Source organism: Pedobacter jejuensis, assembly GCF_003725795.1.
Lineage (GTDB): Bacteria > Bacteroidota > Bacteroidia > Sphingobacteriales > Sphingobacteriaceae > Pedobacter > Pedobacter jejuensis.
The window spans coordinates 21153-37295 of the sequence record NZ_RBEE01000008.1; the positions used below are offsets into that span (position 1 = coordinate 21153).

General features: G+C 35.7%; 14 protein-coding genes. All 14 read right to left on the reverse strand.

Features of this window, described 5'->3' with window-relative positions:
- Window positions 1–31: 31 nt before the first annotated feature.
- Window positions 32–730 (reverse strand): SCO family protein, encoded by a 699-nt coding sequence (locus tag D7004_RS05070; protein ID WP_123204789.1) that lies wholly within the window; start codon window positions 728–730, stop codon window positions 32–34.
- On the reverse strand, window positions 727–1086 hold the full coding sequence (locus D7004_RS05075) for a cytochrome C oxidase subunit IV family protein (protein WP_123204790.1): 360 nt from the start codon (window positions 1084–1086) through the stop codon (window positions 727–729). Before D7004_RS05075 ends, D7004_RS05070 begins: the two co-directional genes overlap by 4 nt.
- Before the next feature lie 24 nt (window positions 1087–1110).
- Window positions 1111–1818 carry a cytochrome c oxidase subunit 3 gene (locus D7004_RS05080; RefSeq protein ID WP_123204791.1) on the reverse strand — a complete coding sequence of 236 codons (708 nt, stop codon included), beginning with the start codon at window positions 1816–1818 and terminating at the stop codon, window positions 1111–1113.
- A 30-nt stretch (window positions 1819–1848) separates the two neighbouring features.
- Window positions 1849–2415 carry a cytochrome c oxidase subunit 3 gene (locus D7004_RS05085; protein WP_123204912.1) on the reverse strand — a complete coding sequence of 189 codons (567 nt, stop codon included), beginning with the start codon at window positions 2413–2415 and terminating at the stop codon, window positions 1849–1851.
- A gap of 17 nt (window positions 2416–2432) precedes the next feature.
- Complete coding sequence (cyoE, locus tag D7004_RS05090) at window positions 2433–3341, reverse strand: heme o synthase (RefSeq protein ID WP_123204792.1); 909 nt, start codon at window positions 3339–3341, stop codon at window positions 2433–2435.
- 11 nt (window positions 3342–3352) lie between these two features.
- The gene (locus D7004_RS05095; protein WP_123204793.1) at window positions 3353–4411 is read right to left on the reverse strand and encodes a COX15/CtaA family protein; all 1059 of its coding nucleotides are present in this window, start codon (window positions 4409–4411) and stop codon (window positions 3353–3355) included.
- 83 nt (window positions 4412–4494) lie between these two features.
- Window positions 4495–6375: a cytochrome c oxidase subunit I gene (locus tag D7004_RS05100; protein WP_208646793.1), complete on the reverse strand. Its 1881-nt coding sequence runs from the start codon at window positions 6373–6375 to the stop codon at window positions 4495–4497.
- 21 nt (window positions 6376–6396) lie between these two features.
- Window positions 6397–7629, reverse strand: coding sequence for a cytochrome c oxidase subunit II (locus tag D7004_RS05105; protein ID WP_123204795.1), 1233 nt, complete (start codon window positions 7627–7629; stop codon window positions 6397–6399).
- A 65-nt stretch (window positions 7630–7694) separates the two neighbouring features.
- Window positions 7695–8918 carry a quinol:cytochrome C oxidoreductase gene (locus D7004_RS05110; RefSeq protein WP_123204796.1) on the reverse strand — a complete coding sequence of 408 codons (1224 nt, stop codon included), beginning with the start codon at window positions 8916–8918 and terminating at the stop codon, window positions 7695–7697.
- 16 nt (window positions 8919–8934) lie between these two features.
- Entirely contained in the window at window positions 8935–9540 is a 606-nt protein-coding gene (locus tag D7004_RS05115) for a c-type cytochrome (protein WP_123204797.1), read from the reverse strand.
- Entirely contained in the window at window positions 9512–10048 is a 537-nt protein-coding gene (locus D7004_RS05120) for a DUF3341 domain-containing protein (protein ID WP_123204798.1), read from the reverse strand. The genes D7004_RS05115 and D7004_RS05120 overlap by 29 nt, the downstream gene beginning before the upstream one ends.
- A 2-nt stretch (window positions 10049–10050) precedes the next feature.
- Window positions 10051–11523, reverse strand: a complete 1473-nt coding sequence (nrfD, locus tag D7004_RS05125; protein ID WP_123204799.1) for an NrfD/PsrC family molybdoenzyme membrane anchor subunit — start codon at window positions 11521–11523, stop codon at window positions 10051–10053.
- 26 nt (window positions 11524–11549) lie between these two features.
- Window positions 11550–14576, reverse strand: coding sequence for a TAT-variant-translocated molybdopterin oxidoreductase (locus tag D7004_RS05130; protein ID WP_123204800.1), 3027 nt, complete (start codon window positions 14574–14576; stop codon window positions 11550–11552).
- Between the two features lie 49 nt (window positions 14577–14625).
- Window positions 14626–15930, reverse strand: coding sequence for a c-type cytochrome (locus tag D7004_RS05135; protein ID WP_123204801.1), 1305 nt, complete (start codon window positions 15928–15930; stop codon window positions 14626–14628).
- Between the last annotated feature and the right edge of the window lie 213 nt (window positions 15931–16143).

The window sequence follows — 16143 nt, forward strand, 5'->3', positions numbered from 1 at the left end:
CCTCAAGGTTTATTCTTAACAGGGATATTAATTACCTTCCGTCTTTCAGATTTCTTAAATCTTCTGCAACCAAAACTTTAATTTCATCATCAAGCTTAGCTAGAGCATCGGCATTGGTCGCTTCATAGTAACCTCTAATTCTATGTTGATTATCAAGCAAAACGATTTGATTACCATAAATAAATTTAGATTTACCAGCCTCTTCGTGATAGATCATATCAAGCATCAATCCTTCTCGAATAAGAGGATACACAATTGAACTATCGCCACTCAAAATATCCCACTTTCCAGATTTTGCCTTTAGATTATTTGCTAAAGGTTTGATATTTGAAGGATTATCTTTCGGATCTACAGATATACTAAGAAAACGAATTAATGGATTTCTTTCGTAACCTTCAGCAATCTTCTTAACGTTTTCATTAACATCCTTTAGTGGGCTATCTTTGTAAAATAAATTAATGACAACTATTTTACCCTTTAAAGAGGTCCAATTAACAGTTTCATTTATTTGGTTTACCAAACTAAATTCAGGTACAGTGTGGTAAATTGTATCAGGTATTTTTTTTCCCCTTTTGGTGTGATATGTTTTCGCAACAATTTTTTCTCCAAAAATTGGTAAACTTTTGTATCGATTTTTAGCAAAGTGCGGCAAAAGGTAGAAAAATAAAAATCCCGGTATAGCTAATATGCTTACCAGGATTAATGATTTTCTTATTGAGAATGATCTCATGAATGAGTTGCCATGTGAATATTTAAAAAGCCACCTTCAATTAGCATTAAAACAATAAAGTATATAATAAAAATGAATGATACTGTAAGTGCTAATTGCAGTCCGAGTTTTTCAAATTTCAGGTGCATAAAATACGCTACGATATAAAATGCTTTTACTAATGTTAAGGCAATATATAAGTAGTTTCCTACATGCTGTGGAATATGGCCGCCAGGAATTGCCCAAAGTGCTATTATAAATTCAATAGCTGTAATTAAAGATAAGATTCCTGCTACTTTCCAGATTTTTGATTTACTCATACCTGAATGCTCATCGTGTTCGTGACCTTCAGCTGTATGTGAATGTTGTTCTGACATATTAAATATTTTTACAAATGAAAATTAAACCAAATAGAAGAATGTAAATACAAACACCCAAACTAAATCAACAAAGTGCCAATATAAACCAACTTTTTCTACCATTAAATAATGACCTCTTTTTTCGAAAGTTCCATTGATTGTCATTACTAAAATAATGATGTTAATTAAAACACCAGTAAATACGTGAAAACCGTGAAAACCAGTAATGGTAAAAAATAAGTTTGAAAACTGTTGTGCTGAAACTAACGAAACCTCACCGGTAAATAAATGATGTAAAGTCTCAACTGGCGGAATTTTACCCCAACCAAATCCTTCGTGGAAAAGGTGAGTCCATTCTAACGCTTGACAGCCTAAGAACATAAAACCACCAATAATGGTTGCAATCATCCATCCTATAACTTCTTTTTTAGCTCTACGATGACCAGCTTCTACAGCCATAACCATTGTTACAGAACTTAAAATTAGTATAAAAGTCATAATACCCACAAAAACAAGTGGAGCACCGCTATCTTTTAAACCTGGTATAGATTGAAAAACCAAATCCGGATCAGGCCATTCTGATTTAGAAAAGCGTTGAGCGCCGTAATAGATCAATAAAGACGAAAATGTAAAAGCATCTGATAAAAGGAAAAACCACATCATGATTTTACCATATTCTACCGACCAGGGAGAACGACCACCGTTCCATGGCCCGGTTTTAACTTGATCTAATTGTGATACTGAATTCATTGCAAATAGTATAATAGTTTGTTAACAAATTTAACGGTTCAAAAGTAAAAAAACATACAGATATATCCATAATATATCTATAAAATGCCAAAAAATAGATGTGATTTCCATGCGGAACCTATTTTTTGCCAAAGGGATATTCCTGTAACTTCCAGCTAAACTACTGGAAATAAAGCCTAAACCAGCAATTATATGAAATAAGTGCATCAAAGGAACAACATAAATAAAGGAAATTGCAGCATTATTTCCAACCATTGTTGCCCCTGTATTAACCATACTATTCCAAGCGACAAACTGCATGCAGCCAAAACCTAAGGCTAAAATAACCGTTAGCCACAGCATTTTCCTCTGCAAACTAAAGTTTAACTTTTTTAGCGCTCTGGAAGCAAGTGTGAGTGTTACACTACTTGCTATAATTAAAAGAGTACTGTATATAAATGCATCGGGCAAAACTAGGCCGTGTCCCTTACCTTTTGATGCTGCAAATACCAAATAATAACTGGTAAAGCCACCAAACATAATTGTAGATGATACAACAAAAAGCCATACAATAAACTTTTTAGGCTTCGGGTCGAATATATCTTGTGTGTTTTCCATTGATAAAACCATATTAATTATTTTGCTATGAAATCAAACATTAATACCAGCTGTACAGCTGGTATATAAAAAAAAGAACAGAACATAACCTTCTTCGCATCAGCCAATTCTCTGTTCATTAATAACTTAAAAGCCAACCAGCTAAATGTTACACCTGCAATAATTGATAAGCCAGTAATATAATAACCTCCAAAGCCATAAAACGTTGGCAAGAGACTAACCGGGATTAATATTAATGTACTTACAAAAGTAAATAAGGCAGATGTTTTATCTTTCTTTTTAGTTGGCAGTAATCTAAAACCTGCTTTTTTATAATCTTCATCTAAAACCCAGGCAATGGCCCAAAAATGTGGGAATTGCCATACAAACTGAATCAGAAATAAGATAACAGCAATTTTATAATCTATATCTAAAAACAAATCTGCTTTTAAACTACCAAAAGCAGCCAAATATCCGATAAGTGGTGGTAAAGCTCCAGGTATTGCACCAACAAAAACTGCTATTGGCGATTTTCTTTTCAAAGGCGTGTAGGCAAATGCATAAAGCAAAATAGAGAACACAGATAGTAAACCTGTTTCTAGATTCAATTGCCCTAATAACCATGTTCCTAAAAAAGCCATAAAAATACCGAGAACTAAACCTTGCCCTGTGGTCATTCTTCCAGCAGGCATTGGACGATCTTTTGTACGTGTCATTAACTTATCCAAGTCAACTTCAATAATTTCATTAAAACAATTCGCTGCAGCTGTTACTAAAAATCCTCCAACAATAAGTATAAACCAGTTCCCCCAGTCAATGGAAGGTATGTGTCCTCTACCAAGTTGCATTTTCTGCCCAATTAAAAATGAAATTGATGCAGAGAAAACCACCGTAAACGATAGCCTGAATTTCACAAGTTTAGAAAAATCTGAAAAAAATTGTTTCAACCTTCTTATTATTATTGTTTATATGTACTTGTGCGATAAACCAGCAAGTACAAATAATATTGTAAACTAAATAGCAATGTTGCAAATAATATATGCACTGCTTGTGCAACTGGTGGTAAAGATAAATATGCTAGTGCAAATCCACTTAAAAGTTGTAATAGCAATGTTAACAAGATAAATCTCGCAGTTAGCAATGGTGCTGCCTTTCCACTAAACCTATCTATTACCATTTTATAAATAATGCCATTTGTTATAATTACCAAAATGGCTAAATCTCTATGATAGTTAAAAACGTTACCAACTTTTTGAATCCAGGTTTCTCTTCCATTCAACAGAAGCGATTTTGCAATCATATCTACACTTTCCCTAACTTCTGCTCCCAGAATAATCTGTGCTATACTTACTAGTATGGTAAAAAATAAAAACCCCTTTAGCCACAATATTCTGTACATAATTACCGAGCGTTCCTTATGTAATTGCTTTGCATAACTATAGGTGTAAATGGATATTGCCAAAATAAGCAAGGCTATCAACATATGTGCTGTAACCACCCATTGTGTTAAATTAGTTGAGACCACAAATGCACCTAACCATGCCTGCAAAACAATAACAAATACGTTAAGAATACTTAATATTAATATTCGCTTTGCAGTCTTTCTATATACAAACGCAAAAGCTGCAGTTAGCAACATAAAAATACCTGCAAAAACACCAATCAAACGATTTAAGTATTCAGTCCAGGTTTTAGCAGGATTAAATTCCTCTGGTAATGTAATGGCTTTATCGTTTCTAATACTATCTGCTAATTCCTTTTTACCAATTCCATCCAGATATTTGGCGAATTTTTCATTCTTCTTAATTCTTCCAGCTACATACTTTTCTTTATAGCCTGATGGAAGTTGAGATACATCTGTTGGTGGAATGTATCTATCAAAACATTTTGGCCAATCCGGACAACCCATACCAGAACCGGTACTGCGAACAATTCCTCCCGCTAGTATAACCAATAGCGTAACTATAATGGTTATAAAATTAATTCTGATAAAACGTTGTTCTGATCTACTGATCATTATATCTAATAAGATGAAAAGGGTATCCGGATAAGCAGAAACTTAATCAGATACCCCTTTAAAAATTTGTTAAAGCTACCTAATTAGCCTTTATTTTCCGTCACAGGATTGGCTAATTCCCAATCTTGTTGTATTTTTTCTGCTTCAGCATTTCCTTCAAAATCATGAGGTAAATTAGAACTCATTGTTTGAGAGAATGGTACTGTTTGAGGAATAAAATCAACATCATGACCCGGCTTACTGTAATCATAAGGCCATCTGTAAACCGTTGGAATTTCACCTGGCCAGTTACCATGTAAATGTTCAACAGGAGCCGTCCACTCTAATGTGTTAGATTCCCAAGGATTTTGAGGTGCAACTTTACCTTTAAAAATAGAGTAGAAAAAGTTAAATAAGAATGCTACTTGTGCTAATGCAGCCATAATTGCTGCCCATGTTACAAATACATTCACAGTTAACCATTTTTTCATGAATTCAAATTCAGTAAATGCATAATAACGACGTGGTACACCATCTAAACCTAAAAAGTGAAGCGGGAAGAACACTAAGTATGCTGCAATAAATGTTAACCAAAAGTGCAAGTACCCTAATTTAGCATTCATCATTCTACCAAACATTTTTGGATACCAGTGATAAACACCAGCAAGCATACCAAAAATTGCGGCAGAACCCATTACTAAGTGGAAGTGAGCAACTACAAAATATGTATCATGTAAGTTGATATCTAATGATGCATTTCCTAAGAAAATACCAGTTAAACCGCCTGAAATAAAGAATGAAACTAAACCAATAGCGAATAACATTCCTGGAGTAAATCGAATGTTACCTCTCCATAAAGTTGCCAGATAATTAAATGTCTTTACCGCTGATGGTACCGCAATAATTAAAGTGGTAATCATAAATACACCACCTAACAAAGGATTCATACCAGTTACAAACATGTGGTGTCCCCATACAATAAATGAAAGTACGGTAATACCTATCAATGAATAAACCATTGCGTGGTAACCAAAAATAGGCTTACGTGAATTTACAGAAATAACCTCTGATGATATACCTAAAGCCGGCATAATTACGATATATACCTCTGGGTGACCTAAGAACCAGAATAAGTGTTGCCATAAAATTGGCGAACCACCTTCATTTGGTAAAATGTTGGTACCCATAACGATATCAGAAAGGTAAAAACTTGTACCAAAACTTCTATCAAATACCATTAACACAACTCCAGCAACAAGAACTGGGAAGGATAATATACCTAAGATTGCAGTTAAGAAGAATGCCCATATTGTTAAAGGCATTTTCCAAAGATCCATTCCTTTGGTACGCATGTTTAATATTGTACTTACATAATTGATACCACCCATTAATGATGATGCAACGAAAAGTACCATACTAATTAACCACATGGTCATCCCTAAGCCAGAGCCTGGAATAGCAGTTTCAATTACTGATAATGGTGGATACACCGTCCAACCACCCGATGCCGGACCTGTTTGAATAAAAAATGAAGCCATCATTACCACACAAGCAGAGAAGAAGAACCAATATGATAACATATTCAAGAACGGCGATGCCATATCTCTTGCTCCAATCTGCAGCGGGATTAATAAATTACTAAATGTTCCACTTAAACCTGCAGTTAGTACAAAGAATACCATAATGGTACCATGAATGGTAACAAGTGCAAGGTAAAAGTCTGATTTTATACGACCGCCTTCTGCCCATTTACCTAAAAATGTTTCTAAGAAAGGGAAGTTCTTATCAGGCCATGCCAGTTGGATACGGAATAGAATTGATAAACCCATCGCAATAACCGCCATAATGATACCGGTTATCAAAAATTGCTTAGCAATCATCTTATGGTCCATACTGAAGATATACTTTGATATCAAAGTTTCTTTATGGTGACCGTGATCAGCGTGATCGTGATTGTGTTCGTCGTGTAGTGCTATTGTTGACATAATTCTTCGCTCTTCGGTATATTATTTATTTAAAGCCATTTGGTTAGTTTTAACAGCTGCAGAATCTGTAGCTGCTGAATCTGTTCCCGCCTCAACTTTCGAAGGGGCTACTGGCAAATTAAATTGTTTTCTTAAATCGTCGTTTAAATAAGTCTGTTGTTCAGCTAACCATGTTTTGTATTCTGCCATGGAAACTACGCGAACAACTTTTTTCATATTGTAGTGACCAGATCCGCAGATTTTGGCACAATAGAAAAGATATTCAAAATTAGGATCATTTGTTTTCTGCTGCATCTCTGCAGTTGTAATCGTCGGCGTAAATTCAAATACGGTTTGCATACCAGGTACAGTATTTAATTGCACTCTAAAGTGAGGCATGTAAAAACTATGAATAACATCCTTACTCGTTAATAAAAGTTTGATTGGCTTACCTACCGGAATAACCATTTCATCAGCCATTTGATCATCACGAGATTTTAAATCTTTAAAATCGATACCTAATGTATTTGATGCTGTAGTTAGCTTGTAGTTCTTATGCCCTACAATACCATCCGCACCTGGATAACGAATAGACCATTTAAACTGTTCTGAGGTCATCTCAATTTGGATAGGCATATTTTTAGGATCCTCTACCTTATAAAAAATAGATCTCCATGTCAAGAATCCCATCAACACCAACACCGTTAAAACTAATGCAGGAACGATCGTCCAGATTTTCTCAATTGTATTGTTATGAGGATAATAATATGCTTTTCTCTTTGCAGAATATTTGTAGATGTAAGAAAATCCGAATAACAGGATATGTGTTGCGATAAATACAATCGTAGTAATGATTAATGTTAAGTTAAACATATCATCAATACGCTTTCCATGCACAGATGCTGCATCAGGTAGCAACATTGAGCCATGAACGGTATATTCCCAATACACACCATATAAACCTACAACTAAAAACAGGGCAAATAAACTTGAGTTTACTCTATTCCAGTTGATACCAACAGGTTTTCCTTGAGCTTCACGACTCAATTCATAAACCCGAATTGCCTTACCTATGATGGCAATAAATAAACATATTGCAAGGAATACCAGAATATAAAATACTACTGATTTATAAACCTCTCCCATATCAACCTTAGGTGCCGCGGCAGCACCAGCTGCTGCATCTTGCGCAAATACGCTAGTGTTTGCAAAAACAGTAAATAATACTGCTAAAGCTGCGGTCGTTTTACTCGTTATAAACTTTCTTAAACTCATTTTCTTAAAAGTAGTACGTTGTACTTCTATATAATAATTAAATATTCGCTTTTCTAAATCATCAACTATAACTGATGATGCAAACTTTCTTGTAAAAGTGGATGGTTTTTGGCAATCAAAGGTTTTTTACTTAATGAAGTAAGAACTGTAAAAGTAAACAATCCAACAAAGCCTAAAGCTGTACCAATTTCAATAATTCCAAAACCGTTATGACCATCCTCAACAGCTCCTGGCATAATCATTTGATAATAATCAACCCAGTGTCCTAGTAACACAACTATCGAAACGAATAACAATCTAACATCGGTTCTTTTGTTATCTCTATCCATCAATAATAAAACTGGCGCTAAGAAATTCATTGCTAAATTTAAGAAAAACCAGAATTTATAGTATTCGAAACGTCTGTAAAAATATACCGTTTCTTCGGGCATGTTTGCATAATAAATCAATAAGAATTGAGCAAACCATACATATGTCCAAAAGATAGAGAAACCAAAAATAAACTGCCCCAAGTTATGTAAATGGCTATTGTTAACCCATTGCATGTAACCAGCTCTTCTCAATAAGATGATAATAATAGCAATAGTTGCTAAACTGCTTACCCACATGGCAGCAAAATTATACCAACCAAACATTGTAGAGAACCAGTGAGCTTCTAAAGACATGATGGTATCAAATGCAAATATTGGAGTTGTAAAGCCATAAATTACTAAGAAAATACAAGCATTTTTAAAACTTTTTCTATATGAATTTAATCCGCCAGCCAAATCTTCGTTATAAGAAAGCTTTACAAACATTATAGCGAAAAAGCTATACACACCTAAGAATAATACCTGACGACCTAAAAAGAAAGGCACATTTAAGAATACTGACTTACCTGCAATCAGCGCATCGTAGTTTGGGCTATTCGGGTCAGTTAAACCATCAGCATTCCAGTGGTGATATAAATTGTGCGTGTATAATCCAGCAGAAATAATTACAACTAGTATTACTGCTGCAATAGGCAATGTTTTCGCCATAGCTTGCGGTACACGTAAAATTGACGCAGACCAACCTGCTTGAGCAACGAATTGAACAGCAAGGAAAAACATACCCGACATACATACGCATGCAAAGTAATATCCCATAAGTAACAGGTTGGCAAAAGTACGCTCGTGCATAACTTTATCACCAGCAATAAAACCATAAGCGATAGCAGCGATACCTAACGCGATACCAACGATACTTAAGGTTTTTACTTTTCCTGTAAACTCAAATTGTTCACTAAAATTAATATTGTGAGTTCCCATTTATATTCTGCTTTACTTATTGTCCTTTTTGTAATTGTTGAACATACATCACAACTTTCCAACGATCTGTTGGTGTTATTTGCGAAGCATGCGAGCCCATGTTATTTACACCGTATGTAATGGTATGATAAATTTTACCAGCGGTAAGATCAACCATATTACCACCTCTAGATGATGCACCTGTTTGATACGAAGGAACACCAGCAAATTTCTCAATTTTAACTAAGTGACCTTGACCATCTCCTTTTTCACCATGACATGGTGCACAAAACACTACGAATGAATGTTTACCTTCTGCAAGGTTAACACTATCAGCAGTTAATGGATTAACCATTTTAGCCCCTGCCTCATTATATCCTTCTAAAGTATTAGGATAAACATCATATTCCTCAAAACCTACAGGCTTTGTGTTTGCAGGAGGTAGTTGTGCAGTTTTACCATCCTTAAAGTTTTTATTTGGCTGATCAGGGTTGTATGCGATAGGATCGTACATGTTCCTTGCATATTCTAACCCTGTACTACGTTTATCACTACAAGCAGAAAAAGTAGCTGCAAAAGCGATAGCTAAAAACGCTGCATAAACAAATTTATTCTTATTCATAGCTAATGTACTTCCTTTCATTATACTTTACTTCTAATGCACCAGCATCTTTTAATAAACCATCAATCACTGTGTGAGATACATTTTCTTGCGCATCTACAGCAATAACAAAACGATCGTCAGTTGCACGAAGATCCATTACTCTTGGTGATCTTCCTGGAAACAAATGCGTAGAAGCATAATAGGTTAAAACCATCCCGAACGCACAGAATAAAACTGTTAATTCGAACATTATCGGAATAAAATCTGGTAATGCAAACGATGGCTTACCACCGATATTAACTTTCCAATCGATTACTGCGCAAAAATAAATCAAAGCAAATGCTGCACATGTACCGGTAATACCAAAGCAAAATGCAGCGATATCAATTCTCGATCTTTTAACTCCTAATTTGGCTTCTATTCCGTGTATAGGCATTGGGGTATATACATCATGTATGGTGATGTTATTTTCCTGAAGTTTCTCGATGCCATGCATCATTTCATCAGGGTCGCCAAAGCTGCCTAAAATATATTTGATATTACTCATTGTTATATTTTTGCGTATTCTTCTTGTTTAACACTATCAAATTTCTCTAAAGATTCTACGTATTCATTTACATATTCTTTATTCTCATGTCCCTCTTTAATCTGCTTCATCTTAGCTTGCTCACTTGCTGATTTCAATAATAATTTAACCTCAGCAATTGCTATTGATGGTAATACCCTTAAGAACAATAAGAACAAAGTAAAGAATAGTCCGATTGAACCAACGAAAACACTTACATCAACCCAAGTTGGTGAAAACATTGCCCAACTTGATGGTATATAATCACGGTGAAGTGACGTAACGATAATTACAAAACGTTCGAACCACATACCAATATTTACTACGATTGATAAAATCCAAGTTGCTCTGATGCTTAAACGAATCTTTTTAAACCAAAGTAATTGCGGTGAAATTACGTTACACGTCATCATCATCCAATACGCCCACCAGTACGGACCAGTCGATCTATTTATAAACGCATACTGCTCGTATTCAGAACCTGAGTACCAAGCAATGAAAAACTCAGTTAAGTAAGCAACACCTACTATCGAACCTGTTAAAATGATGATTTTATTCATCGACTCTATATGGAACATGGTGATGTAATTTTCCAAACCTAATACTTTACGAGCAACCAATAATAAGGTTAACACCATTGCAAAGCCTGAAAAGATAGCTCCTGCAACGAAATAAGGAGGGAAAATTGTAGTGTGCCATCCTGGAATTACAGATGTTGCAAAGTCCATTGATACAATTGTGTGTACCGATAATACAAGAGGTGTTGAAATACCTGCTAGAATTAATGATACTGCTTCAAAACGTTGCCAGGTTTTTACACTTCCACTCCATCCAAAAGAGAAGATAGAATATATTTTTCTACGTGTTCCTACAGCACGGTCGCGGATGGTAGCAATATCTGGCAATAAACCTGTGTACCAGAATAATAATGATACAGAGAAATAAGTAGAGATTGCAAACATATCCCAAACCAATGGTGAGTTAAAGTTCACCCAAAGTGAACCAAATTGATTTGGTAATGGTAATACCCAATAAGCCAACCATGGGCGCCCCATGTGAGATACTACATAAGTTGCCGCACAAATTACCGCGAAGATTGTCATTGCCTCAGCAGAACGGTTAATTGAGTTACGCCAGTTTTGACGGAAGAGTAATAATACTGCAGATATAAGTGTACCTGCGTGACCAATACCAACCCACCACACGAAACCGGTGATGTCCCAAGCCCATCCAACAGTTTTATTTAAACCCCAAGCTCCGATACCTGTCCAGAATGTATAGCTAACTGCTACAACCCAAAGTAAGGCACCCAATGAGGCAAAGATGAAACCAATCCACCAAGCTTTATTTGGCTTATTCTCTACCGGGCCTAAAATATCATCCGTAATTTTTGCATACGTGATGTTATTGCCGGTAATTAATGGTTCTCTAAGTATTGATTCGTTATGTCCTGACATAATTTGTATTTTCTTTATACTAAAGCTTACGCTTGTACTGTTGTATCTGTATTTCTAATTTTTGTCATATATCCGATACCTGGTTTCACGTTGATTTCTTCTAATACGTAATAAATACGCTCAGAACGTAAAGCTTTTGAAACTTCAGAATTAGGATCATTAGCATCACCAAATATGATTGCATTTGCTGAACATGCTTCCTGACAAGCCATTTTAATATCGCCATCTTTTAATGGACGTTTCTCAATTTTAGCTTTCAATTTACCTGCTTGTATTCTCTGGATACACATAGAGCATTTTTCCATAACACCACGTGAACGTGTAGTTACATCAGGATTTAAAACCAATTGAGTAAACTCGTTATTTAAATAGTTATCGAAACGAGAATCGTTCCAGTAGTTAAACCAGTTAAAACGACGAACTTTATATGGACAGTTATTTGCACAGTAACGAGTACCTACACAACGGTTATAAGCCATGTGGTTTAATCCGTCTGATGAGTGTACTGTTGCCAATACAGGGCAAACAGTTTCACACGGAGCATGATCACAGTGCTGGCATAACATTGGCTGGTGAACAACAGAAACGTTATCTAAATCTTCCAATTTATCAATTTCTTTTTCTCTTGTTACATCACCTGTTGGTGTTTCATAGCTATAGTAACGGTCGATACGAATCCAGTGCATTTCACGACGACGGCGAACCTCATCACGACCTACAACAGGAATGTTATTTTCTACGTTACAAGCCACGATACAAGAACCACAACCTGTACAAGCATTTAAATCAATAGCCATAACCCAGCTATTGCCTGGTTGCTCGTATTTATCCCAAAGGTCATAATTTTTATGCCCTTCTTCACTTTTACCTGTACCTGCTGCTGGGTTTTTTAAGTATTCTTTAAAGGTAGCTTCACGAATTACATTACGACCTTCAAATGAATGGTGCGTTTGTGTTTGCGCCAATTCGTAAGTTCCACCAGTTGGCGTAATGGTTACGGTTGTAGCATATTGCATTGTTCCGTTTACAAAAGAAACGAAAGGGAAAGCATTTTTACCAACATCATTACCAGCTTTACCAACTTTAGTACGGCCATAACCTAAAGCAATAGATGCTGTACCTTGAGCTTGACCTGGTTGGATAAGAACAGGCAAATCGATTGAATATCCATTGCTTCCTTTAACAGTTACAACATCAAATTCACTAATTTTTAATGTTTCTGCATATTTAGGTGCAATTGCAACAAAGTTATCCCAGGTTACTTTCGAGACAGGATCTGGTAATTCTTGCAAGAATGCATTGTTAGCATTTTTACCATCACGCATTGGAACGCTTTCATAAACTTGCAATTGTACATCCTTTGCTAATGCTTTGCTGCTATTAACAATTGAAGTAGCAACTGCTGCTAATGAAAGGCTAAATGAATACGTACCTGCTGGTTTTGCAGCAGCTGTAACAACACCTTTTTCTAAAACATCATTCCATTTTAGTCCAAGGGCAGGAAGCATTTGAGTTTCCCAATTGCTACGTACAAACTGATAGTAATCTTTAACCGGAGCATCAGCCCAAATTAACAAACTTTCCTCTGCCTGACGGCTATTGAAAACAGGATTGATGGTTGGCTGAACGATAGAATAATATCCTTCGTATGCATGAGCATCGCCCCACGATTCTAAATAGTTATGATTAATGGCAATTGCATCACATAATGACGCAGTTTCATCAGCTCTGTCTGCAAAAGATATTTTAGCAGGAACTTTCGAAAGTGAATCAGCGAATTTTTTGTTATCAATAAAATCGTAAGCAGGGTTGCTATTTAAAAACATTACTGCTCCAACCTCTCCACGACCCATTTCTGCGACCAAACCGTTAAATTCCGCATCGTTACCAGCGTATAAGTAACAAGGATTATCCAAATCTATAGTTGTTCCGTAGCTACCAATCGCAGCATTTATTGCATTAACTAAAATTTGCGTAGAAACATCGTTAGAACCACAAACTACCAAAGATTTACCTTTAGCTTGTATCAATTCTTTTGCAGCCAGTTTAATTACCTTATCTACAGTAGCATTATTTGGCAAAGTTCCACCAGGTAAAGACTGACCGGTAATTGCATTATATAAAGCGATTAAAGCAGGACCTTCTTCCGATAACTTAATTGGAATACGGGTATCTGCATTAGTACCTGTTAAGCTCATTCCACTTTCAATCTGAATGTGGCGGCTCATTTTTTTATTTTCTAATGATTTATAGTTACGGTTAGCAGTGTATTGAGCAGTAAACTCTTCACCACTAATCCAGGTTCCTAAGAAATCGGCACCAAAACTTACTATTAAATCAGCTTTATCGAAATTGTATTTTGGCAAAACTGCTTTACCAAAACTATTTTGATTTGCTTGAATGATACCAGTATAAGAAACTGCATCATACTGAACCAATTTAGCAGCAGGATATTTTGCTACAAATTGAGCAATTACTGCATTAGTAGATGGACTATTTACTGTTGAAGCAACCAAGCGTATTTTCTTTCCAGAAACTTGTGCTTTAGCCAGTTCTGATTTAACATAAGTATCAACCTCTGCCCATGTTGCTTCTTTTGATTTAAGAACTGGTGCTTTTAATTTTGATACATCATATAAATCTAAAACAGAAGCCTGTGCTCTTGCATCCGTTCCACGGAAGTATGCACCTGCATTTGGGTTTGGTTCAATTTTAATTGGCCTACCCTCTCTGGTTTTAACTAAAATACTTTGGCCATTAAAGCTAGAAGTATAATAGTTAGGAATACCAGGTGTAACCTCTTCAGGTTTTACCAGGTAAGGTATTGATTTTTTTAAAGGTGTACTTTGACATGCAGCTAAAGTTACAGCACCTAAACCAAAACCTAACGCCTTTAAAAAGTCGCGGCGTGGGGTAACGGTACTTAACCCTGCTTCATTTAAAACATCTTCTATTGGAAGTGGCTCGGCGAATTCGTTTTTGTTATTTTTAACAAAATCGGGTGTATTGTTATACTCCTCTAAGCCTTTCCAGTATTTTTTATTGCTTTCCATTTAAGCTATATTACTGTTTATCGAACGTTCTTACTAAAACTCTAATCTATTAATAGTGGCACTTACCACACTCTAAACCACCCAATAAAGCTGGTGTAATTTTCTCGCCTTTTTTAATTTTCTCATGCGCTTCAATAACTTTAGCGTAGAAAGCATTATTTTTCTGACCAGAAATATCTGTTTCTTTATGGCAATTGATACACCATTTCATGGTTAATGGAGAATATTGATAAATCTCTTCCATTGTATTAACCGGACCATGACAAGCGAAACATACAGGCTCATTTGGTTGTAGTCCTTTTGCTTTACGAATTGCATCAGCTCCAACAACAACGTGTTGCGAGTGGTTGAAGTAAGCAAAATCAGGAAGGTTGTGTACACGTACCCACTCCATTGGTTTTTCTTTGCTCTTGTCGTATTTTTGAGTTTCAGGATCGTAACCTAAAGCATTGTAAATTTTCTTAATCTCTGGAGAAATCTCACCTTCATAATTATCTCTTGCCTGAACAGCTTTGTGACAGTTCATACAAACATTTAATGATGGAATTGTTGAGTTTTTTGATTTAAATGCTCCATTGTGACAATATTGACAATCAATTTGATTGATACCAGCATGCAACTCGTGAGAGAACTTAATCGGCTGAACTGGCTGATAACCTGTGTGAACACCAGTGTTCCACATTCCCATCCATCCCCAAGAACCTAATGCAATGATTAAACATAAAATGAAGAACATAACAAACTTCTTGTTCTTGAACATTTTACGAACACCAACTTTCAAAGGCACATCTTCTTCTGTTTCGATGCCTTGTTTTTGTAAAATTAATCGTTCCAACAATTTAGAAGCACGACCTAAAATTACTAAGATTACAACAGCAACTACTACGATAGCAACAATACCAGCAATTGATAAACCAGATACATCGCCATTATCGACAGCTTGAGTTCCACCAGCACCAGCAACGCCAGCTTTTGGTTTTGGCTCTCCTTCTTTAATGTAAGCTAAAATGTCTTTAACTTTAGTCTCATCCAATTCAGGAAAAGAAGTCATCGCAACTTTACCATTCTCATTATAAAGTTTAACAGCTTCAGGATCGCCTGATGCAATTAAACCTTGTGAGTTTGGAATCCATTTTAACAGGAATGCTTCTGAGTGACGATCGCTAACACCCGTTAACGCCGGACCAACCATTTTTTGATCTAACGCATGGCAAGATGTACACTTCGCCTTGAATAGTGTTCTACCAGCTGCAGCATCTTGAGCACTAACGGTAGAAACCGCTATTGCAGAAATAGCTGTAAACAGTAATAACGACTTCCAAACATTTTTTAAAATCATCGAGATATCTCTCATAATGAACACTTTATACTTATTTAATTTACTTTTTGTTGTGAAATTGATGCTAAGACTGATATATCTCCATCAAAACTTGAACAAAAGTATAACTTATTAGGAAATCCCATGACATAATACTGACCTCAAATACAATTTATAATCATTCTAAACAAATGCCGATTCAGCTCATTCAGTCAACTAAAATGCCCATTTTCGATTTTATCTCCAATG

Bases quoted from the DNA above. Each gene is read 5' to 3' on its own strand.
- D7004_RS05070 (WP_123204789.1), bottom strand. From the start codon at position 730: ATGAGATCATTCTCAATAAGAAAATCATTAATCCTGGTAAGCATATTA.
- D7004_RS05085 (WP_123204912.1), bottom strand. From the start codon at position 2,415: ATGGAAAACACACAAGATATATTCGACCCGAAGCCTAAAAAGTTTATT.
- D7004_RS05135 (WP_123204801.1), bottom strand. From the start codon at position 15,930: ATGAGAGATATCTCGATGATTTTAAAAAATGTTTGGAAGTCGTTATTA.
- D7004_RS05095 (WP_123204793.1), bottom strand. From the start codon at position 4,411: ATGATCAGTAGATCAGAACAACGTTTTATCAGAATTAATTTTATAACC.
- D7004_RS05110 (WP_123204796.1), bottom strand. From the start codon at position 8,918: ATGGGAACTCACAATATTAATTTTAGTGAACAATTTGAGTTTACAGGA.
- D7004_RS05115 (WP_123204797.1), bottom strand. From the start codon at position 9,540: ATGAAAGGAAGTACATTAGCTATGAATAAGAATAAATTTGTTTATGCA.
- D7004_RS05130 (WP_123204800.1), bottom strand. From the start codon at position 14,576: ATGGAAAGCAATAAAAAATACTGGAAAGGCTTAGAGGAGTATAACAAT.
- D7004_RS05100 (WP_208646793.1), bottom strand. From the start codon at position 6,375: ATGTCAACAATAGCACTACACGACGAACACAATCACGATCACGCTGAT.
- D7004_RS05105 (WP_123204795.1), bottom strand. From the start codon at position 7,629: ATGAGTTTAAGAAAGTTTATAACGAGTAAAACGACCGCAGCTTTAGCA.
- D7004_RS05075 (WP_123204790.1), bottom strand. From the start codon at position 1,086: ATGTCAGAACAACATTCACATACAGCTGAAGGTCACGAACACGATGAG.
- nrfD (WP_123204799.1), bottom strand. From the start codon at position 11,523: ATGTCAGGACATAACGAATCAATACTTAGAGAACCATTAATTACCGGC.
- D7004_RS05120 (WP_123204798.1), bottom strand. From the start codon at position 10,048: ATGAGTAATATCAAATATATTTTAGGCAGCTTTGGCGACCCTGATGAA.
- D7004_RS05080 (WP_123204791.1), bottom strand. From the start codon at position 1,818: ATGAATTCAGTATCACAATTAGATCAAGTTAAAACCGGGCCATGGAAC.